Annotated in this window: 21 protein-coding genes and 1 rRNA gene; 11 read left to right on the top strand and 11 right to left on the bottom strand. The window is 46.6% G+C overall.

Annotated features, from left to right (window positions below):
• The 4 genes from rrf (at position 1) to MHM94_RS17225 (ending at position 4249) form a co-directional block, all read left to right on the top strand.
• A 5S ribosomal RNA gene (gene rrf / locus MHM94_RS17240) occupies positions 1-114 on the top strand.
• A 235-nt stretch (positions 115-349) separates the two neighbouring features.
• Complete coding sequence (locus MHM94_RS17235) at positions 350-964, top strand: trimeric intracellular cation channel family protein (protein ID WP_235419153.1); 615 nt, start codon at positions 350-352, stop codon at positions 962-964.
• Between the two features lie 36 nt (positions 965-1000).
• Positions 1001-2512 (top strand): YifB family Mg chelatase-like AAA ATPase, encoded by a 1512-nt coding sequence (locus MHM94_RS17230; RefSeq protein ID WP_151173325.1) that lies wholly within the window; start codon positions 1001-1003, stop codon positions 2510-2512.
• A gap of 60 nt (positions 2513-2572) precedes the next feature.
• Complete coding sequence (locus tag MHM94_RS17225) at positions 2573-4249, top strand: hypothetical protein (protein WP_235419154.1); 1677 nt, start codon at positions 2573-2575, stop codon at positions 4247-4249.
• Here the strand turns inward: MHM94_RS17225 and MHM94_RS17220 are convergent.
• The 3 genes from MHM94_RS17220 to MHM94_RS17210 all read right to left on the bottom strand — a co-directional run bounded on the left by MHM94_RS17220 (position 4246) and on the right by MHM94_RS17210 (position 7820).
• The gene (locus MHM94_RS17220; RefSeq protein ID WP_045980468.1) at positions 4246-4956 is read right to left on the bottom strand and encodes a response regulator transcription factor; all 711 of its coding nucleotides are present in this window, start codon (positions 4954-4956) and stop codon (positions 4246-4248) included. The two genes, MHM94_RS17225 and MHM94_RS17220, sit on opposite strands and share 4 nt — an antisense overlap.
• 224 nt (positions 4957-5180) lie before the next feature.
• Entirely contained in the window at positions 5181-6404 is a 1224-nt protein-coding gene (locus MHM94_RS17215; RefSeq protein ID WP_235419155.1) for an EAL domain-containing response regulator, read from the bottom strand.
• Between the two features lie 111 nt (positions 6405-6515).
• Positions 6516-7820, bottom strand: a complete 1305-nt coding sequence (locus MHM94_RS17210) for a TIGR00366 family protein (RefSeq protein WP_235419156.1) — start codon at positions 7818-7820, stop codon at positions 6516-6518.
• 203 nt (positions 7821-8023) lie between these two features.
• Here MHM94_RS17210 and MHM94_RS17205 point away from each other — a divergent pair, with 203 nt between their 5' ends.
• Positions 8024-8248 carry a hypothetical protein gene (locus tag MHM94_RS17205; RefSeq protein WP_022946693.1) on the top strand — a complete coding sequence of 75 codons (225 nt, stop codon included), beginning with the start codon at positions 8024-8026 and terminating at the stop codon, positions 8246-8248.
• A gap of 23 nt (positions 8249-8271) precedes the next feature.
• Here MHM94_RS17205 and MHM94_RS17200 read toward each other — a convergent pair whose 3' ends face one another.
• Complete coding sequence (locus MHM94_RS17200) at positions 8272-9183, bottom strand: AEC family transporter (protein WP_235419157.1); 912 nt, start codon at positions 9181-9183, stop codon at positions 8272-8274.
• Positions 9184-9320: 137 nt separating this feature from the next.
• On the opposite strand from MHM94_RS17200, the gene MHM94_RS17195 reads away from it, so the two are divergent.
• Positions 9321-9677 carry a YacL family protein gene (locus MHM94_RS17195; RefSeq protein WP_235419158.1) on the top strand — a complete coding sequence of 119 codons (357 nt, stop codon included), beginning with the start codon at positions 9321-9323 and terminating at the stop codon, positions 9675-9677.
• Here the strand turns inward: MHM94_RS17195 and MHM94_RS17190 are convergent.
• From MHM94_RS17190 to glnA, 5 genes are all read right to left on the bottom strand, one after another.
• On the bottom strand, positions 9674-10135 hold the full coding sequence (locus MHM94_RS17190; RefSeq protein ID WP_045980464.1) for a cyclic nucleotide-binding domain-containing protein: 462 nt from the start codon (positions 10133-10135) through the stop codon (positions 9674-9676). The two genes, MHM94_RS17195 and MHM94_RS17190, sit on opposite strands and share 4 nt — an antisense overlap.
• Positions 10136-10157: 22 nt before the next feature.
• Positions 10158-11549, bottom strand: a complete 1392-nt coding sequence (gene ntrC / locus MHM94_RS17185) for a nitrogen regulation protein NR(I) (RefSeq protein WP_022946688.1) — start codon at positions 11547-11549, stop codon at positions 10158-10160.
• A 19-nt stretch (positions 11550-11568) separates the two neighbouring features.
• Complete coding sequence (gene glnL, locus MHM94_RS17180; RefSeq protein ID WP_235419159.1) at positions 11569-12621, bottom strand: nitrogen regulation protein NR(II); 1053 nt, start codon at positions 12619-12621, stop codon at positions 11569-11571.
• A gap of 95 nt (positions 12622-12716) precedes the next feature.
• Positions 12717-13250 (bottom strand): DUF4124 domain-containing protein, encoded by a 534-nt coding sequence (locus MHM94_RS17175; protein ID WP_235419160.1) that lies wholly within the window; start codon positions 13248-13250, stop codon positions 12717-12719.
• Between the two features lie 165 nt (positions 13251-13415).
• Positions 13416-14822 (bottom strand): glutamate--ammonia ligase, encoded by a 1407-nt coding sequence (gene glnA, locus MHM94_RS17170; RefSeq protein ID WP_022946685.1) that lies wholly within the window; start codon positions 14820-14822, stop codon positions 13416-13418.
• Positions 14823-15265: 443 nt separating this feature from the next.
• On the opposite strand from glnA, the gene typA reads away from it, so the two are divergent.
• Positions 15266-17092, top strand: a complete 1827-nt coding sequence (gene typA / locus MHM94_RS17165; RefSeq protein ID WP_022946684.1) for a translational GTPase TypA — start codon at positions 15266-15268, stop codon at positions 17090-17092.
• Positions 17093-17245: 153 nt separating this feature from the next.
• The gene (locus tag MHM94_RS17160) at positions 17246-17416 is read left to right on the top strand and encodes a hypothetical protein (protein ID WP_170268937.1); all 171 of its coding nucleotides are present in this window, start codon (positions 17246-17248) and stop codon (positions 17414-17416) included.
• Here the strand turns inward: MHM94_RS17160 and MHM94_RS17155 are convergent.
• Positions 17391-18032: a DUF2959 domain-containing protein gene (locus MHM94_RS17155; RefSeq protein ID WP_026111368.1), complete on the bottom strand. Its 642-nt coding sequence runs from the start codon at positions 18030-18032 to the stop codon at positions 17391-17393. The genes MHM94_RS17160 and MHM94_RS17155 overlap by 26 nt on opposite strands.
• 88 nt (positions 18033-18120) lie before the next feature.
• Between MHM94_RS17155 and MHM94_RS17150 the strand changes: the two genes are divergently transcribed.
• From MHM94_RS17150 to dtd, 3 genes are read left to right on the top strand one after another with little or no spacing between them, the layout of a single operon-like run.
• Positions 18121-19014, top strand: a complete 894-nt coding sequence (locus tag MHM94_RS17150; RefSeq protein ID WP_130148017.1) for a virulence factor BrkB family protein — start codon at positions 18121-18123, stop codon at positions 19012-19014.
• A 2-nt stretch (positions 19015-19016) separates the two neighbouring features.
• The gene (locus MHM94_RS17145; RefSeq protein WP_235419161.1) at positions 19017-19970 is read left to right on the top strand and encodes an alpha/beta fold hydrolase; all 954 of its coding nucleotides are present in this window, start codon (positions 19017-19019) and stop codon (positions 19968-19970) included.
• Positions 19958-20395, top strand: coding sequence for a D-aminoacyl-tRNA deacylase (dtd, locus tag MHM94_RS17140; protein ID WP_235419162.1), 438 nt, complete (start codon positions 19958-19960; stop codon positions 20393-20395). Before MHM94_RS17145 ends, dtd begins: the two co-directional genes overlap by 13 nt.
• Here the strand turns inward: dtd and MHM94_RS17135 are convergent.
• Complete coding sequence (locus tag MHM94_RS17135; protein ID WP_053910221.1) at positions 20392-21081, bottom strand: SAM-dependent methyltransferase; 690 nt, start codon at positions 21079-21081, stop codon at positions 20392-20394. The two genes, dtd and MHM94_RS17135, sit on opposite strands and share 4 nt — an antisense overlap.
• Positions 21082-21174: the final 93 nt, after the last annotated feature.

Here is a 21174-nt window from a genome sequence, read left to right as displayed (position 1 = left end):
TTGGTGATAATAGCGTTCTGGACCCACCTGACCCCATGCCGAACTCAGAAGTGAAACGGAACTGCGCCGATGATAGTGTGGGTTCGCCCATGTGAAAGTAGGTCATCACCAGGCTCCTAATTAGAGAAACCCGTTGCACCAGTGCAGCGGGTTTTTTTATACCTTTAGGCCAGGCTTCAGTCTTGCAACACCCTAGTCAGGGTAAACCCTGACCTACAACACCGTACCCCAGTCAGGATAAATCCTGACCCACAACACAAGCTAGCCTGGCAATATGCCATTCTTCCTTCGCAGAGCGCCTCTAGGGTGCTATCTTACTGTTTACTATAGAGCAATTGAGTATTGAGAAATGGGAGAACTCTATCATTGGTTTGACTTGCTAGGAGTCGCAGTCTTCGCTATTTCCGGCACTTTGTTGGCGCACGAAAAATCAATGGATGGCTTTGGTGTTATCGTACTCGCTTCGGTCACAGCAATAGGCGGCGGTACACTGCGAGATCTCATTCTCGATATGCCAGTGTTTTGGGTGCATGACACCAGTTACTTTATAACTATATTAGTGACAGTGGCGATAACTATAGCGTGGTTAAATATCCGCCAGAGCTTTCCTCATTTCTTACTGCAATTGGCAGATGCGCTGGGGATAGCCTTCTTTGCAATCATGGGGGCGCAAAAGGCATTGGGAGCAGGGGTGCCAGTGATGACGGCGGTGATCATGGGAGTCTTGACTGGCTGTTTTGGCGGTATGATCCGTGATGTGTTAGCAAGAGAAGTCCCTATGCTGCTTAAGGGGCCGCTTTATGCTATTGCCTGTGCTATTGGGGCTGGCTTGTATGCACAACTAGTTAGTATGGAAATAAACCAACAGCTTGCTATGTGGATTGGCGGGCTGACGACACTGATAGTACGCCTTGCCGCTATTAGATGGCAATTAAGCTTACATGTTTTCCGCTATCATAACTAAACTGTATAGAGAACTAACTAGTGTAGGAACAAGGATGTGTCACTGGCTCATGTATTTACTCGTGCTCAAGTCGGTATAGAAACACCACAGGTGACGGTTGAGGTCTATCTTGGCTCCGGGTTGCCCGCATTTAATATAGTTGGGCTTCCTGAAACCTCGGTTAAAGAAGCCAAAGATCGGGTACGCAGCGCATTGGAGAACAGTCACTTTGTGTTCCCCAGTCAAAGAATAACGGTGAATTTAGCTCCCGCTGACTTACCTAAGGAGGGTGGCCGTTATGACTTGGCTATCGCTATAGGCATACTTATCGCCTCTGGGCAGCTAACGGTGTCGCAACCCTTGGCTTGTGAGTTTTTGGCTGAGCTTGGGTTAGATGGTAAGTTAAGGCCTGTACGTGGGGTGTTACCGGCAATGATGGCGGTGAGAAATGCGCAGCGTACAGCATATTTGAGTTCAGAAAATGAAAGGGAAGCTGAACTTGTCGCTGATGCGCAGTGTAAATGTGCAAATTCACTGCACCAAGTTTGGCTAGACCTCAATAATCAGCAGTCGCTACCTTTGCTCCTGCCACAGTCCGAGATGGTTAATGCCAGCCCTGAACTGCCAGTTGATTTTAGTGAGGTGAAGGGCCAAGAGTTGGCGAAACGTGTACTCGAGATAGCTGCTGCCGGCGGACACAATGTCTTGTTTACAGGCCCTCCTGGTACTGGAAAATCAATGTTAGCGCAGCGCATGGCAACGATTATGCCCCGGATGACAACCGAGCAAGCATTACAGACCGCAGCCGTATATTCGGTTTCAGGACACGATATTGATTTGGCGAGTTGGCGGCAGCGACCTTTTCGTTCTCCACATCATACCTGCTCAGCAGTAGCCCTTGTTGGTGGCTCATCAAAGCCAAAGCCCGGAGAAATATCACTGGCACACAACGGTGTGTTGTTTCTTGATGAGTTGCCAGAGTTTGAGCGCAAAGTTATTGATAGTCTGCGCGAGCCCATGGAAACAGGTGTCGTCACTATCTCTAGAGCCGCGATTCAAGTTGAGTTCCCTGCGCGCTTTCAACTTATTGCAGCGTTAAACCCAAGCCCAACAGGACATCATACCGACAAAAGAGCCAATCCTGAGCAAGTGCTCCGCTATTTGTCTCGTATTTCTGGGCCATTTGTTGACCGCATAGACTTACAGATAGAGTTATCTAGAATCCCCAGCACTGAGTTATTGAAAGACAGTAAACAAGAGTCAAGTGCTACGGTCAGGAAGCGCGTTGAGCAAGCTTATGAATTCCAGCTGCAGCGCCAAGGGGTTGTGAATGCCTTATTATCCAATAAAGAGCTCAGCCAACACTGTCGGTTAGATGCGAAAAGTCATGAATATTTGGCGCTAGCTAGTGAGCGCTTACAGTTATCTCCGCGCTCGCACCATCGTGTGATAAAAGTAGCCCGAACTATTGCCGATTTGAATACGATGACGAATATCCAAGTAGAGCATATTAAAGAAGCGCTAAGCTACCGTGCCTTTGAACGTCTGCTGGCTCGGCTTGGGGAATAGCCATTGCGCGGTTATTTACCAGCTGTTAACATTGGCGCTTAGAACTGCTAGGAGTGAACAATGAAAGCGTGGATTTTAACCGTAGCGCTTGCCCCCATGTTAAGCTGGGGTAATGCCAATGAAGCGATGGACCTGTATTTAAATCAAGATTATCAACGCGCCTTTACTCTCTTTGAAAAGACGGCCGAGTTAGGCGATGGTCGCAGCCAATTTAACTTAGCTGTACAGTACCTACGTGGTCAAGGCGTTAAGGCCGACCCCGTTAAAGCGTATGCATATTTTTCTGTGGCCATGGCCAACGATTTCAAAATGGCGCAACAGGCCCGAAAGTCTGTTATTAAGCGTTTAAGCAGTGATGAATTACAACGGGCACAGCGCCTAGCTCAGCAGCTGATTGCCGAGATTGGTCGTCAAGGTAGCGCCACTGTACGCTATGAACTAAGCCGTGCACTGACATATAACCCCGCACCAAGCAAACGCATTAATCCACCCACTGAATACCCTAGCGGACTAAAGAGTGATGGGGTCCCTGGTGTCGCGAGCTATATTTTTGATATAGATAGTCAAGGTATTCCGAGGGATTATATTTTACTGCACAGCTACCCTGCACCAGAGTTCGCACAAAGTATTGCCGAAAAGCTGGATGAGACACGCTTTAGTTATTCAGGTGAAGTATTTCATAATGCGGTTATACGAGGGGTGTTTAGTGGCTCACCTGATAGTGAGGTGATGCAGCAGTTACGCACCAAGCAGCAACACTTATTACAGCAAGCCCAGCGTGGAGATGTTGATGCTCAAGCTGAGTTGGCTGAACTGCTAAGAGTACTCGATTATCAACCTGAGTTATGGCCAGTGGATAGCGACGTGCAAGTTGTGGCAAAGCAAGCGCCAATGGTTCGTTTTAATTCGATTACACAGCCTGATTTTACTCCTACAAAAACGATTGACCCCAGTTACTATAATTTCAACTACCTAGTGAACGTTGATAATCAGGGGCGAGTTCAAGAAGTATCGGCCTTTGAGCATATTGATATCCCCAGTCAATTAGACGAGCATGCGCGGGAAGTGATGAGTCAGTGGTCACTAGGTGCAGAGCAGGGGTTGTTGGGTGATAGCAACTGGTATTTAGCACGGTTTTTTTACAACAACCAAGAACAACAGGCGAGCTATGAGAACCACAGCGTAGTAGCTTACGCTGATGTAAAACCTTTGGTTAATAAAGAGAAGGAGCAGCAATGGCGCTATTGGCAGCTCAAAGCAGCGGCAGCTGGGCATAGCGATATGCTTTATCAGCTCGGAATTAACTGTAACCAACGATTGCTACTCGAAGCCGCCGAGCGCCAGCATAGTCGTGCCCAGCTCCAGCTTGGTCGCTGTTTACTTACGCAAGCATCAGGGCAACGAGAGCAATTAGAGCTAGCTCGCTACTGGCTTAATGAGGCCGCTAAGCAGGGTGAGTTAATCGCAATGCGAGAGTTAGCTGGGTGGTATGTTCGCTACTCGGATAATGGCGCACAGCTCAAAAATGCTATTGCCCTTGCGGAGCAGGTCAGTGATGAGACCGACCATCCTTTAGCGTACGCCTATTTAGCGGCCGCCCACGCGAAGTTAGGTAATTTTGATGAGGCGATCGACTACCAAGAACAGGCTTTGAGTGAAGCAGAAGATCAGTCTTATGCGCAACAGCCTTTTGAGCAAACTCTAGCGGCTTATCAAAAGGGGCAGCTCATTTTTTAGCTAGAAGAGAGCATATAACCCTTGCCACGAACAGTGACAATACGTTTTTGCTCTTTTTCATCCCCTAGCTTTTTGCGTAACCTGCCAATAAGAACATCTACCGTTCTATCGGTTGGGCTCCAATCTGGCTGGCCTATTTCTTCCGATACTTTTTCCCGTGATGTGGCCTTGCCAGCATTGGCAATTAGGCAAATAAGCACCTTGTGCTCGGCTTCGGTTAGGCGCATCTCCTCACCTGTTGCGGTAACGAGAGTGCGATTATCTGGATGAAGCTTGAAATCTGCATATTCAATGTACTCGGTAGAGTCTTCTTGACTTGCCGAGCCGTTTAAGCGCTTATAAACCGCACGCATTCTTAACTCGAGCTCTAACAAATCGACAGGCTTACAAATATAGTCGTCTGCGCCTTGTGCAAGTCCGGCAATACGATCGGATTGTGAGTCTCGGCTTGAGAGCACGATAACGCCGATTTCTGTCAAGGTAGTCAGCTCTCTAGCCAACATCAGGCCATCCTGCTCTGGTAGTACAATATCGACAATGGCCAGTTGAATCGGCTGCTGGCCAGTTGCTTGTGAGGCTTGAACCATAGGCAAAGCATTACTACCCGTAGTATCTACGTGGATAGTAAACTCAGTGCCCGTGAAGTGATTCTCTATGCGCTTTACCAGCAACTCATCATCTTCAACAAGTAATACATTAATCGACATTCAAATACACCTAGAATCAAACAGACAGCAGCGACTGCATTCAATATTATCAGCTTGCTCAATGGGAACAAATTTCAACCATACTTTACGATAAAGTTGAGGTTTTTGCATTATTCTCTGGCTGCATGGGGGCAGCATAGGAAAGAAGAATATCTGAATGTTGGTTCAATAAACAGTAGTTGGCACGCTTAGATTGTTAACAACTGTTTCAAAGGTGGGTTCACTCAGTTGCTAGCTTGTGTTGTTTGTTGTTCAAGCCAGACGAGTAAATCCTCTCGAGAAAGCGGCTTGCACACCAGTGGCCCCTGAACATACATATGTGGAAAGCGTTGAGCTAAGTAGTCTAACTCCTGCGTGCTGCTTAATCCAACGGCACATAAGCGTAACTTGCGGTCAGTGGCCAAATCATCCAAGCGATAGACTATCTGCTGCGCAAAATTGTCGCGTTCAATATGAGAAATGAGAGGTTGTCCCACTTTGATTTCATCAAGTGGCAAACTCCTCAGTTGCTCCTCTTCAGTAAAACCACTGCCGAAGTCGTCTAAAGAAAGCTCAAATCCACGCATCTTCAAGCGGCTAATGGTCTCTAGAATATGCTTATCATTAAGTGGCTGATGCTCTGTCATTTCAATTAAGATGTCTGCTGGAGCAAGCTGATTAAGTGATAATATTAACGCTAACTTGTCAGGACAACTAAGGTCTGCGAGCTGGCAAGGGTGGAGATTAATTGCCAATTTTAGGTGCGAGCCATAAGCGTGCCGAAAAGAACTTAAATCTTTGGCAGCCTCCTCAATTAGCTGAAAGGTCAATAAGTTAAGTAACTCATTGTCACGAGCAACGTCAACGAAGCACTCAGGCATGGAATCACTATCTTGATAGCGAGGCAGTATGCGTGACATCACTTCTAGGCTCACCACTTTACCGTTACTAATGTGGCGCTTGGGCTGGTAAAGAGGAAGGACACGGCTGTGACTAATGGCGTCTAAAAGAGCGATTTCAGAAACGGTGCGCAAAGGGTCTCTAGAAGAAGCATGTAAACATTCAAGTTTCTGAATTAGGTGCTCAACATAATGCAAGTGCACGGGTTTTTCTATATTTCCCAACAAATGCACTTGGTGCTGCCTAGCTACGCGTGCTGCAAGGGCTATGATCTCTGGATGCATCTCGGATACAATGACAACAGCTCCTCCGTATTTGAGCTCCCCGAGTTTACGCATAAAAGCCATACCGTCCATGCCGGGCATGTTCAGATCTGTTAACACAATATCGTAAAGACTAGGTGCTTTTTCGATCGCCGCATAGGCCGACTCAGCGTCATCGAATGTAGACACTTCCTCAATACCTAGCTCATTAAACACCGCGCGCAGCACCACTAAAATGGCTGGTGAGTCGTCGACGATGGCAACACGGTATTTATGTTGCAGATTGGCTTGCGTGTAGGTTTTCATCCATTCTCCCTCTAATCCCTTATTGTAATGTAGAAGTGGTTGCTAAGCCCTGCAACTAAATGACACGAGAATTATTGGTAATTATCTAAAAACCCATCCTTTCTTATTGCTTTATGCCACTGTCAGCAAAGTAACACTGATGTAGCCACCAGTGATGAGTAATTGAATGATACAAAAGCCCATAATGTCTTTTGCTTTTAATCCAGCAATCGCCAGTACAGGGATAGCCCAAAAAGGTTGAATAAGGTTAGTCCAAGCGTCTCCCCAAGCGACAGCCATAGCAACCGAAGCGATAGGGACTTCTAACGCTTGTGCGGCAGGAATAACAAGAGGTGCTTGAAGCGCCCACTGGCCTCCTCCTGAGGGGACAAATATGTTGACCAATCCAGCGCTCAAGAAACTTAAAAGAGGCAGCGTTTGGCTATTCGCTAAAGACATCAGTGCGGCCGATATATTCTCAGCAAGCCCGCTCTCACTCATTATGGCCATCAGCCCTGCATAGAAAGGAAATTGGATAACAATGCCACTGCCACTGCGAACAGCCTCATACAGATGCTCAAGCAGAGAGTGTGTGCTGTGATGTAGTAAAAAAGCGCAAAATAAAAACAGCGCAATAACGACGTTAAGATTAAGCCCGCCCTGCTGTTGCACAAAGAAATGAGCTAGGTAGCTGAGACCCAGTAAGCCAACTACAACACACGGCCAACGAGCGTGGTCTATTCCTTTCGCTGGCGGCTTTACAGTTTTATCCTTGGATTGTAAACGTGTACGGTCTACATAAACGCTGTGCTGAGGCTTAGGTAATAATAAATAATTGATAGTAGGTAGTAAGATAGATAATCCCAGCAATAAAGACAGGTTTAGGGTTGAAAATAGCGTATCACTCGTAGGTAAGAGACCAATTTCACTTTCGCTGAAGTGTCCCGGTGTCGCTATAGTCAATGGCACAGAACCAGAGAGCCCGCCATGCCAAACAATAAACCCTGAGTAAGCGCTGGCCACTAAGACGCGATAGTCGATACGGCAGTATTGTGCCACGGCTTTGGCAAATAATGCACCAGCGACCAAGCCAAAGCCCCAGTTAATCCAACTTGCTAGCATAGCTACAAAGGTTGTTACTATAACTGCTAAAGCAGGTGATTTTAATCGCCGCGCCACGGCATGTAAGTACTGTGATACAACGGGCGTTGTGGCCAATAGGTAGCCGCTGACTAACACCAATAACATCTGCATTGCAAAGCTCAGTAGGTTGCTTAAGCCACTTCCCCACATAGTCAATATGGCAGTTGGCGAGTGAGGTGTAGATAGCAAAGCACTGAACATCGCTAAGAATGTAAGCAAGATCACTATAACAAGAGGGTCGGGTAAGTACTTTTCCACTAGCGCTGCGAGTGGGCGAGATAATGTTGTTAACATAGCCTGATGATGTATTTTTATTCTGTATGAACCTGTATTAACATATTTCATGGTCAGCAAAAAAGGCTAACTTTTAGCATGAACAACTAAATTATGCTTTTGTTATCCAAGTGTTTATTTTTAACCTATTGAAAATAAGGCTATTTTTACTTGGCCTGAAACTTGATAAGTGAAAGAGAAACTAACTATATATTGAGGTAATTATGTCAGGACAAGGCTCTGGTGGTAATGTCATTGCGGCGCTATGTAACGTGTTTTTCCCTGGGTTAGGACAACTTGTTCAAGGTCGCATCTTAGCCGCGCTGCTTTTTGCGATTTTTGTTTTCGGTGGTGCGGCACTGTGGTGGTTGATTGTACCGGGTATCATCGCCGCAATTGCTTATGTGTGGGCCATTATCGACGCTGCGAAGTATCGCCGAGATTATTAGTGCTTATGCGGCTGGTCCTGTTTTCATGAAAGCAGAGCCAGCCATAAAACAAAGCTCACCACACTTAATAGCGTGCTGAGCACAACCGCACTGGCTAAGGTGGCTGACTCTCGTTGCAATTGTTTGCTCACCAAATACGCATTAACCCCTAAAGGAGAGGCGCTAAGTAGCACCAAAAGCAAGGTTTGCTCCTGAGCTAAAGCAAATCCGTAGGTCGCGGTTAGGTATACAAGCGTCGGCAATACTGCGAGCTTTAACAAGGTTAACGTAAGAGCCGATTTGATGCCTGGCTTGATCTGATAATGGTGCAGGTTTGCCCCAAGCACAAATAAGGCGCCGGCGATGGCTGGCTCTGCCAATAATGTCAGTCCTTCATTGATTACCTGGGGTAGCGCTAAATTGACTGCATTCGCTAACAGCCCTAAGGCAATTGCCAGTATTACCGGGTTGATAACTAATTGCCGGATGATGTTTGGCCAAGTAACGCGCTGCTCTTTACCGGCGAAGCTGTAAGTTAGCAAAAACAATAACGCACTATGAAAGGTGATGATGACGAAAACCGTTGCGGCTACGTGCTTACCGAGTGCTTGCATCGCGATAGGTAAACCGATAAGTACAGTATTGGAATAACACGCCCCAAGCGCGCGAATGGCGCTTATACTCCACTGCCCACAGCGGCACCGATAAAACCCCAGTACCAGTAGATACAGGCCGATAACGGGAAGATAGAAGCTAAGCATGACATCTAGGCTGACTGCTTTGCTGAGCTCAGCTTGGGACATATTAACAAACAAAAAAGCCGGAATGCTGATGTAAAATACAAAGCGGCTTATGCCACTAAGGTGTTCGGCTGTTAAAAACGAGCGTGCTGCACTAATGTAACCGGCTGTCGCCACGAAAATGAGTGGAAAAATTATTGCTAGGGTGTTGAACATAATCGATATAGGAAGCCGACAGGGTAGGCGTATACTAACATGATGCCGTTAGTGCTGATATCGCAGTACAATGAGCAGCTCGATTTAGCGTATCGATATTGCTATTATGCGCGCCGCATCTTTTTGGCAGCACTATTATGGAATACCAACTCTACTCAGACCCAACATGGGGTAAGCGGGTAAGAATATCTGACGAACACCGGCTTATTGCCCGTTGGTTCAATGACGAGCTCTATGAAAACGATGAGCTCATTGAAGCGTTTTTTACCGCTCTTGATAGCACTGCAGAGCAGCTCGTGCAGGGACGAGAAATGAGATTGCTACTCGGTGATGGTGAGGCGTGTTTTCAAAGTCATGGCTTATTTCATGACGACGAGCAGACATTGGCGCTTTATAGTGGTGACGACCTCGCACTTGATGAATCGGAGCTGCAAGCATGGTGCGGAGTCGAGGATTTACGTGCGTTAGCGAGTGCGTGGCGGCATTTTCGCTAAGGAGTATGGCGCTCTAACAGGCTACTGAGGCGGGCGATGCGCTCGCTCATACCGAGTATCAATTGATCTTTTATTTTCTCACGCACCACCACAGGTAATTTAGTTAAAGCCAGTGGCTCAATGGCTAACACTATGGTGTCGGTGAGCGCTTTGGCATTAGTGCTGCGCTCGCGGTGGGCAATAAAGGCACCTTCACCGACAAAGTCGCCAGGTCGAATATGGCCCAGTTCTTTATGGTCAGATTGGCGGAACACTACCAGCTCGCCGCTTAACACGATATATAGCTGCTGGCTTTGCTCGTGCAACTTGAATACGTAGCGCCCTTGTTGGCATAAGTACAGCTGCGAAAATGACTCTAAGAGCATTTGCCGCTCGGCTAACTCAAAGCTGCGAAAGAAAGGCACGCGATTGATAATCTCCATGCGTTTATACATGGCAATATGTTCAATCAGCTTCATGCCTATCCTCTTCGTCGGTGCGTCAATTGGCGTTTATATTGCGCTCTTTTAGCTTACGCGTCAACGTGTTGCGGCCCCATCCGATGCGTTGAGCAGCATCCTGTTTATGCCCTCCACAGCTAGCAAGGGCCGATTTAATCAGCCTGGTTTCCAGCTGTGCTTGAATTTCTGGCCAGACATTGTCTTTACCTTGCTTAAACTCATTGTTTAGCCATTGTTGGAATAAGTCCAACCAATCGGCATCAACTTGAGACGTTTGCGCATTGAGTATTTCTGGCGGCAAGTCTTCTGCGGTTACGTACTCACCGGGAGCCATTACCGTTAGCCAGCGACAGGTGTTTTCAAGTTGCCGCACATTTCCAGGCCAATTGAACAAGCGCATTTGATCACATGCTTGAGGGCTTAGCGTCTTGCTATCAATTTTTAACTCTTGAGCGCTTTTATTGAGGAAGTACTCTGCCAGTTGCTCTATGTCTTCTGGGCGTTCTCGCAAAGCTGGCAGCTTTAAGCGAACCACATTTAAGCGGTGGAACAAGTCTTCTCGAAACTTACCTTGTTGAGCTAAACGCTCTAAATCCTGGTGAGTGGCAGCGATGATGCGCACATCAACTTTTATACTTTGATGGCCGCCCACACGGTAGAATTCGCCATCGGCGAGTACACGCAGTAGGCGAGTTTGCACATCAAGTGGCATATCGCCAATTTCATCAAGGAAGAGCGTTCCGCCATTTGCTTGTTCGAAGCGCCCTTTACGAACGCTGTCAGCCCCAGTAAACGCGCCTTTCTCGTGACCAAATAACTCTGACTCCACCAAATCCTTAGGGATGGCCGCCATATTTAAGGCGATAAACGGATTGTCTTTACGTGGGCTGTGCTGGTGTAAGGCACTGGCAACCAGCTCTTTACCGGTGCCAGACTCGCCATTGATAAGTACGCTCATGCTTGATGCGCTCAATTTGCCAATGGCGCGAAACACCTCTTGCATGGCGGGGGCTTCACCGATAATAACTGAACGCTTTTGTTCACTATTGGCCTTTTTCGCTTTTTTCTGCGAATGCGCACGCATGGCTCGCTCAACAACACTAACAGCTTCTTCTAGGTCGAAGGGCTTAGCTAGGTATTCAAAGGCGCCTTTTTGGAATGCCTGCACTGCAGAGTCTAAATCTGAATGGGCCGTCATAATGATCACCGGTAGATTGGGGTTATCTTCGCTGATCTGCTCCAATAAGCGCATGCCATCCATACCCGGCATGCGCACATCCGAGAGCAACACGGCCGGTTTTGAAAACTCCAAGGCACTGAGTACATCATGGGCGTTGGCGAAACTTTCTACCTCATAGCCTGCACGGGAGAGTGCTTTTTGTAATACAAAGCGAATTGACGCATCATCATCGACTAGCCAAACAGATTTCATCGTATACCTCGTGGCCCAATTACAGTGGCAAGTATAGTGTAAACTCGGTATGGCCCGGCCAGCTATCACATTCGATAAACCCTTGGTGTTGGTCTATGAGAGTTTGGGCGATAGATAACCCTAACCCTGAGCCCCCCTCTTTATTGGTCACCATGGGGTAGAACAAGGTCTCTCTAACCTCCGGAGCAATGCCCGGGCCGTTGTCAGTTATTTTGATCTGCAGGGCTTTTTTTAGTGTCGTATCGTGTCGGCGTACATGGTATCGCACTCGGGTTTTAACATTAATATGGCCCCCTTCACTGAGTGCTTGCATAGCATTGCGCACGATATTGAGAAGCACTTGTTGCAACTTATCACCATCAGCCTTTACATCTGGAATGCTCGGATCATAATCTTTGTGCAAGGTAATTGCCTTGCTGCTATCCAAAGTGCAAAGGCGTAAAACATTCTCCAGTGTTTGGTGAATATTAATAGCCTGTTTTTGTAAACGCTGATTCGGGCCGAGTAACTTGTCTACTAAATGGCGTAAACGGTCAGCCTCATCAATAATAAGCTGTGCACATTCATCCCGCTCCTGCTGATCAACCTCATATTGCAATAATTGCGCCGCTCCGCGTATTCCTCCTAAAGGATTTTTAATTTCATGAGCAAGGTTACGAATTAAGGCACGTGCCGCTTGGTGTTGATGCATTTGGTTAGACGCCTGATCAAGGCGAATTTCTTCGTCGGTTTGGCGAATTTCAAACAGTAGAAAATACTGATCTTGGTGGCTTAAACGCCGACAGTTGAGCGCCAAATTGGCATGGCGAGAGTCTACGAATACCACGTCAGCTCTGTGTTGGTGGCAATCGACCCCTTGTTTAAGGGTATAGTCAGCGATGCGCTCTAATTCTACCGAGTGGTAATTAAATAATGCTTTGAAAGGCTGGCCCACGATGCGCTTTAAGCCTAGCCCAAGGAGTTCGGTACAGCTAGTATTGGCATACACCAGATTGAAATCTTGGTCTAAGACTAAAATAGCGGTATGTAGGTTTTCCCACATTTGTTGGAAAAAATCACGAGGAAGCTTCATTATTAATTTCGGTGTTGCACCAATTTGGTGCGAATTATCTTAGCAGTATTTAGCCGGGTTGCCCAATCGGTGCGCAACCCGGAGTGATATGCAGCTTAAGGGCCTGTGATCACTGAACGGCGATGCAGATAAAATGTCACAGGTTCAGAAGTGGCCAGCTGTTTACCATTGCCATCCACTAGGCGCAACCGTACTTGATGCGCCCCTCTATCAACATTACGCATAACAAACACCGTTGATGATTGTGGTTTATCGTAAGGCTTTCCATCGAGCATAAGTTGCACGCGGTGGCCTTGCATAAAGCGCGGTGATACTTGGCCTGTAACATGTACAGAGCCGGTGTTATCACGAATTGTTTCTTCTTGATTTGGAGTGGTAATAGCGACGGAGAAATTAATTCCTTGGTCAGCGCTATTATCTTGCTCAAGAATTTGCGTGTCAGTTGAGGGCATACTCATCGCTGGGGAGTTTAACTTTACCTTCTCAGCTCCTTTTCTTGGAGAGTCAGAAAAAACTAATACACCGTTCTCATCCTTCCATACATAGATGCTTTTATTGGTTGCGTTGGCGTTAAAGGCACTCAAACCCAGAACCATGAAAACGCATAAGATAGACCACTTCGTTGTCACGCTACTTCCTATTTTACGTTTATTATTCTTATAGTTAGCCGAAAATTAACCAATTACTTGGTTAAACCCTAACTTTAGTCTATTTACAACTTTTTTACCATAAAAAAAGCCTGCTAAGCAGGCTTTGAGAACACACATGATATAACTAAGTGGTAGTTATGCGGTTTACACGCTGTAGTACATTTCAAATTCTACAGGGTGTGTAGTCATGTTGAGCTTTTCTACTTCAGCTGATTTCAAGCCGATGTATGCATCAATAAGGTCGTCAGTGAATACGCCGCCTTGCGTCAAGAACTCACGATCTGCATCAAGTGAATCAAGGGCTTCTTGCAATGACGCTGCCACTGTTGGAATCTCTGCTGCCTCTTCTGCAGGTAAGTCATATAGATCTTTATCCATGGCGTCGCCAGGGTGGATCTTATTCTTAATGCCGTCAAGACCCGCCATTAGCATCGCTGAGAAGGCAAGGTATGGGTTCGCTGTAGGGTCTGGGAAGCGTACCTCAATACGGCGAGCTTTCTCTGATGGAACTACAGGGATACGAATAGACGCTGAGCGGTTACGTGCTGAATAAGCAAGCATAACAGGTGCTTCGAAACCCGGAACAAGGCGCTTGTATGAGTTTGTCGAAGCGTTAGCAAAGGCGTTAATAGCTTTGGCGTGCTTGATGATACCACCGATGTAGTAAAGCGCTTCTTCTGATAGACCACCATACTTGTCGCCTGCAAAGATGTTCTTACCATCTTTACCTAGAGACTGGTGACAATGCATGCCTGAACCGTTGTCGCCAACCACAGGCTTAGGCATGAAAGTAGCGGTTTTACCATACAGATGCGCCATGTTGTGAATAACATACTTCATCTCTTGAATTTCGTCCGCTTTCAAAACCATGGTGTTAAAGCGGGTGGCGATTTCGTTTTGGCCAGCTGTTGCTACTTCGTGGTGATGAGCTTCAACGACTTGGCCGAGTTCTTCAAGCACCATGCAAGTGGCACTACGCCAATCTTGTGATGAGTCCACTGGAGCAACTGGGAAGTAACCACCTTTGACGCCAGGACGGTGACCGGTGTTACCGCCTTCGTAATCTTTATCTGAGTTCCAGCATGCTTCTTCAGCGTCGATTTTATACATTGACCCAGACATATCTGTTTTGTACTTAACATCGTCAAAAAGGAAAAATTCTGGTTCAGGGCCAAACAGAATCGTATCGGCAATACCTGTTGAGCGCATATATTCTTCAGCACGCTTGGCCACAGAGCGAGGGTCGCGCTCATAGCCTTGAAGAGTTGAAGGTTCAACAACGTCACAACGTACGATAAGTGTGGTTTCTTCGGCGAATGGATCAAGCTTAGCGCTTTCAGCATCTGGCATCAGCACCATGTCTGACTCGTTAATGCCTTTCCAGCCTGCAATTGAAGAGCCATCAAACATTTTACCGTCTTCAAAGAAATCTTCATCAGCCTGGTGATGAGGAATAGAGACATGCTGCTCTTTACCTTTGGTGTCGGTGAAACGAAGGTCAACGAATTTTACGTCGTGCTCTTTAATAAAATCTAATACCGATTGTGACATGTGTCCTCCAACTATGGATTATTATTTGCTGCAATTTACTGCATTTGTGCATGGGTAAGCTTAAACCATGCCAAAAGTATAAGTGTCTGTTTAGTAGGGGGTTACTTTCTATTTGGTAATCTCAAACTTATTTTTTGCACCAATAGGGTGCGAACTTGCTACATTGTAGTGCAAATTTTTCAGGCTGCATTGTCATGTATCAAGGGATGACTCAAATAAGACAGTGAGCGCACTAAAAAAACACTGATAGCACAGTCTCGGTGTCATTTTTATGTCAAGCGACTAGGCTATGTTAGGCACGGAAGTAAATTAATTAGCTGGATAAACTTTCATCTAGTGGCGTTATAAGGGATAATACGCGACCTTTTAAACTCGACACAGGTGGCCCGCGCCGCTGGGTGTGGATCATTTAGGAAATATGGGGTTAGCCTCTAAGTAAATATATGAGCATCGAAAAGTTAAGAAATATCGCGATTATCGCACACGTTGACCATGGTAAAACGACTTTGGTTGATAAATTGCTTGAGCAATCGGGCACACTACAAACCCGTGGTGGCAACGAAGAGCGAGTGATGGACTCGAACGATCTTGAAAAAGAACGTGGTATTACCATCCTAGCTAAAAACACGGCAATCAACTGGAAAGACTACCATATCAATATCGTCGATACCCCTGGGCACGCCGACTTTGGTGGCGAGGTAGAGCGCGTACTTTCGATGGCTGACTCCGTACTATTACTTGTTGACGCACAAGAAGGGCCAATGCCGCAGACGCGCTTTGTAACGCAAAAAGCGTTCGCGCAAGGGCTGAAGCCAATCGTTGTTATTAACAAGGTTGATAAGCCGGGTGCACGCCCTGATTGGGTTATGGACCAAGTATTTGACTTGTTCGATAACTTAGGTGCAACCGACGAACAGTTAGACTTTAAAGTTATTTATGCATCAGCGATTAATGGTTGGGCAACGCTCGATTTAGATGAGCCTTCTGACAACATGGAGCCAATGTTTGAAGCCATCGTGAAAGAAGTTGAAGCACCAGATGCGGATCCAGAAGGGCCGCTACAGATGCAAATCTCACAGCTTGATTACAACTCGTACGTTGGCGTTATCGGCGTAGGCCGTATTAAGCGTGGTACTGTGAAAGTAAATCAGCAGGTTACTATTGTCGGTGCTGATGGCAGTAAACGTAACGGCAAAGTGGGCCAAGTGCTTACTTACTTAGGTCTTGACCGTCATGATGCGACAGAGGCAACTGCCGGCGACATCATCGCGGTGAGTGGCCTTGGCGAGTTGAAAATCTCCGATACCATCTGTGATGTCAACACGGTTGAAGCGTTACCAGCACTGAGTGTTGATGAGCCTACTGTTACCATGACGTTCTCTGTAAATACCTCACCTTTTGCTGGCCAAGAAGGTAAATACGTCACCTCACGTAATATCCTTGAACGTTTGCAAGCCGAGCTAGTTCATAATGTGGCATTACGCGTAGAAGAGACCGATAACCCTGATAGCTTCCGTGTATCAGGCCGTGGTGAACTACACTTGGGCGTACTTATCGAAAACATGCGTCGTGAAGGCTATGAACTTGCCGTGTCTCGTCCAGAAGTTATCTTGCGTGAAGTTGATGGTGAAATCCAAGAACCTTACGAAACAGTGACTATCGACTGTGAAGACGAGCACCAAGGCTCTATCATGGAGCAGCTGGGTTTACGTAAAGCAGAAATGACTGATATGTCTCCAGATGGTAAAGGCCGTATTCGTATGGACTTTATGATCCCAAGCCGTGGCTTGATTGGTTTCCAGACTGATTTCATGACGTTAACCTCAGGTTCTGGTTTGATGTACCACACGTTTGATCATTACGGCCCACACAAAGGCGGTAAGATCGGCCAGCGTATGAACGGTGTATTGATAGCGAATGCCCAAGGTAAGGCGCTGACTAACGCGCTATTTAACCTGCAAGAGCGTGGTAAGCTATTTATCGGCCATGGTGTTGAAGTATACGAAGGTATGGTTATCGGTATTCACAGCCGTGACAATGACCTTACGGTTAATGCCCTAAAAGGTAAACAGTTAACCAACGTGCGTGCTTCAGGTACTGATGAAGCGCAAACACTTGTGCCACCTATCAAGATGACCCTTGAGCAAGCGCTTGAGTTCATTGATGATGATGAGCTGGTAGAAGTGACTCCGGAAAGCATCCGTATCCGTAAGAAATTATTGACTGAGAGCGAGCGTAAGCGCGCATCTCGTGAGTCAAAGAAGAGCTAATTAGCCCTTAATTTGAAAAACCCGCACTGTGTTGCGGGTTTTTTTATGCCTAAAGCAAATGCTCTGGGTGTTGTTACCTGTGTGAAATCGTTGGAATAAAGTCTTGCTCATTTCACTCTTTTCCTAGATAGGCAAGAACATTTAGTGCTGGATATGCGGTTAACACATGTCGATGGCCAAGGGGCATGGCCATTCACCATGACTATTGAAAAGTTAGATAGTGGGGTGGGGCAGTTTACTGTAGTACAACAAGTAGAACATGCCCGCCATCATGCGGGCAGTGGGTTATCAAAGAGAGTTAGCTTTGATTCATTTGCTCAATAAAGCGGTTAGAGTCTTCGATTGAACGATTCATATCATCAATAAGTACTTGAATGTCGCGCTTAAGATTCGTGAATTCACCTTTTATCGCGGCGATTGCTTGCGCGTTGAGGTTGTGCTTAAGGTAGAGCACGTTGTCTTGTAAAGACTCTAACACGGGTTGCATCTTCGCCTCGCTGGCGCGCATAGAGCGCAGGAGCTGCTCAAATTGGCGTTCAGTGGCGCGCAACTTTTTACTGCTTTCGCGTTTTAGAGCGGCGCTTTGGTACTCTTCTAGTTCATCGGCCCATTCGTCAAATAAAGCTTCTGCCACATCTTCTACTTTATCAATGTTAGTTGAGACCTCATCAGCCGCCGCTAGACTTGACTCATAGTCATCATTGAGCTGCTCGTACGCGTCTTGTAAATCACCGCCATCGAAATTAATTAACGTACTTAAACGCTCCAATGCTGACTGAAATTCCTGTTGAGAATCCTGCTGTGACTCTTTAGTTTCCTCAACGCGATCAACAAGGATATCTCGTTTATGTACGCCGACAGATTCCATTGCCGAATAGTAAGCGGACTGACACGCTGTGAGCGTCATAAATGCAGTAGCTAGCGCGATTTTTTTAATCATTTTCAACCCTTGTATGGATACTTGATACTGTAAATTATGTGGTCGATTGCTATGATAAGCAAAAGGTTTTTCATATTTTAGGTAACTCATGCAGTTCAACGGTGAGAAAATCAAAGCGCAACTCTCCATTTGGGTAAAAGCACAGCCGCGCTGGTGGCGGTATTTTTTTACTCGGTGTATGGAAGATCAAATCACTGTTAACGCAGGCTATCTAGCCTATGTAACCCTGCTTTCCTTAGTGCCTTTAATTGCTGTAGGTGTGGCCATTTTCTCGGCTTTTCCTGGCTTTGAAGATACCCGTATTGCTATCGAAAGCTTTATTTTTAATAACATGGTGCCCACCTCAACGGATGTAATTAAAGAGCATATCGGCGCATTTACAGGGAATGCGAATAAAATGACCGCCGTGGGGGTCTCTTTCTTGGCTGTTGTGGCGTTATTTTTAATACGTAATATCGATCTCACCTTAAACCGGATTTGGCGCATCAAAAAGAAACGCCCTGCGGTTATTTCTTTCGCTATTTATTGGATGGTGCTGAGTTTAGGGCCGGTATTGCTTGGGTTAAGTATTGGTGCCACGTCTTACATTGTGTCTTTGGTGTCCTTTGCTGATGGTGGCATTCCTGGTTTTAGTGGTTTTGTTTTAAAGTCGCTTCCTTACGTTATTTCTACTGTTGGCTTTGTGATGCTCTATACTCTAGTACCAAATACACGAGTTCCATTTAGAGCAGCGGTTCCCGGGGCTATTTTTGCAGCACTGTTATTTGAGCTGACAAAAAAGGGGTTTGCTATGTACATCAGCCATTTCCCCTCATATGAAGTGATTTATGGGGCGCTAGCGACAGTACCTATTTTATTTGTGTGGGTGTATCTGTCGTGGGCTGTGGTACTACTCGGTGCAGAGTTCACTGTGTGTATCAGTGTGAGCAAGCCTCCTATCGATGATATTGTCGCCGAGGAGAAACGCGCACTTAAGGAGTAACAATGGCATTGAGCTATCCCGTTAGTGCGCCACGAAAAACCCACCATGTCTTGGTCGGACAAGGGCACCAACTAGAAATTGAGGAACATGGCAGCGGGGATGGCTTGCCGGTGATTGTCTGTCACGGGGGGCCTGGTGGAGGGCTCAGTCGCTTTGAATGCGCACACTTTAATCCCGAGCACTACCGAATTTTACTTTTCAGTCAAAGAGGGTGTGGTAATTCCACCCCCCATAGTTGCGAGCATAATACCCTGGAACACTTGATTGGCGATCTCGAATGCATTCGCCGTCATTTGGGAATTGGCCGCTGGGTTGTGTGTGGAGAGTCTTTCGGGGCTACCCTAGCGATGGTGTATGCTTTGCAACACCGTAAGCACGTAAGCGCTTTGATGCTTTGGGCCAGCTTTTTTGCAAGCCAACAGGATTACGACTGGTGTTTGGGGAAAAGTGGCGCCGGAGCACAATTTTACCCTGAATATTATCGCCAATTTAACCCGCAAAACCAGCCAACGTCAGCATTGATCGAAGGTTTCCATCAGCAACTTTTTAGTGACAGCGAGCCCACGCAGCTTAAAGCCGCCAAAGCATGGGTGGCCTGGGAGGAAACCTTATGTTGCGGCACGGCACCAAGTATTAAACTGCTAGAACCCGCTGCTCTTATCAACCGAGCACAGCTACAGCTGCACTACTTCAAACACCAGTTTTTTCTACGTGACGATATGCTCATGGACCATGCCAAGGAATTCGCAGGCCTGCCGGTATGGATGGTTCACGGGCGCCACGATTTGGTGTGTTCATACGCGCGAGCCCAAGCATTTGCCACGGCCGCACAAGCACATTTAGATATTTTTGAAGGCCTTGGTCACAGCTTGGCTGATGAGGTATATTGCCAAGCCCAATGTCGGGCAACCGACCATATGTATTTGAAGTTAAAGAGGCAGCAGTGCAAGGATTAATACAGCGCGTTAGTCGCGCCGAAGTCACCGTTGAAGGGCATGTAGTAGGGAAAATAGACCAAGGGATTGTGCTGTTATTAGGCGTAGAAAAGGCCGATAGCGAACAACAGGTCGACAAACTACTCCATAAAGTGAGTAACTATCGTATTTTTACCGATGAGCAAGGTAAGATGAATTTAAGCCTAAAAGACATCGGTGGTGAGCTTTTGGTGGTATCGCAGTTCACGCTTGCCGCCGATACTCGCAAAGGAATGCGTCCTAGCTTTTCCAGTGCGGCAACGCCACAACAAGCTAGACAGCTATATGACCTGTTTGTTGATAAAGCTAAAGCATTAGGCATCACTTTGGCGACCGGACAATTTGCTGCAGATATGCAAGTATCATTAGTCAATGATGGTCCGGTGACGTTCAATTTAGCCGTTTAACGGGACAAAAACACTAAATGATTGGAGTAGCCTTTTACTTTAACCATATCGGGTGGCTTGCCAAAACAAGTGATCAACAAGTGTTTAAGTTGCTGCAACTGTGACTCATGGTGGGCCAAAAAGTTGATAAAGAGGTGCCCATCATGGTTCAACGCAGCGCGTATTTTGTCGTAAAACCGATGTTTGTAGAGGAACATTGGAGCATCGAGCTCACTGAATAAATCAATGATTATCCAGTCGTAACACCCAGGCTCACTCAGTACTTGCTCGGCATCGGCACAGCGTAAAGTGGTGTCATGACGACCACCGAAGTAGCGTTTATAGCAATGAATAATATCGGGGTTTTGCTCCACGGAAATAAGCTCGGTATCAGGGTAGCTGTGGTGTAAATAGTTGCGTATCGCCCCTCCTCCTAGCCCCAATTCCAGAACTCTGTCCGGGGTGGGCAAGGTGTGCCAATACTGAGCAAAAATTTGTAGGTGCGGAAAAAGTAGGTGATTAGGGCGACTGCGCTCAATAATGGATTGCAGTGTTTGGTTTATCAGCAACCAGCGAAACTGTTTATGTTGGCGTACCTGAATACTTGTGCAGCCGAATTTGTGCCAATACAAAAGTTGGCCGATATTTGCACAATCAGCAACAAAGTGCTCGGAGACGGCTCCGCTATGTTCGATTACTGTTTCCATAACAACAGCATAGACACCTTGTGACATTTTACCTAATTGTGCACTAAATTTTACGGTGCGAGAAACCGCAGCGCTTTGGTCTTATTTTATCCC

It is taken from the genome of Pseudoalteromonas sp. CNAT2-18.1, from assembly GCF_022347865.1.
GTDB lineage: Bacteria > Pseudomonadota > Gammaproteobacteria > Enterobacterales > Alteromonadaceae > Pseudoalteromonas > Pseudoalteromonas ruthenica.
Note: the sequence above shows the minus strand (reverse complement) of the source record. Positions and strands in the feature narration are given on the sequence as shown.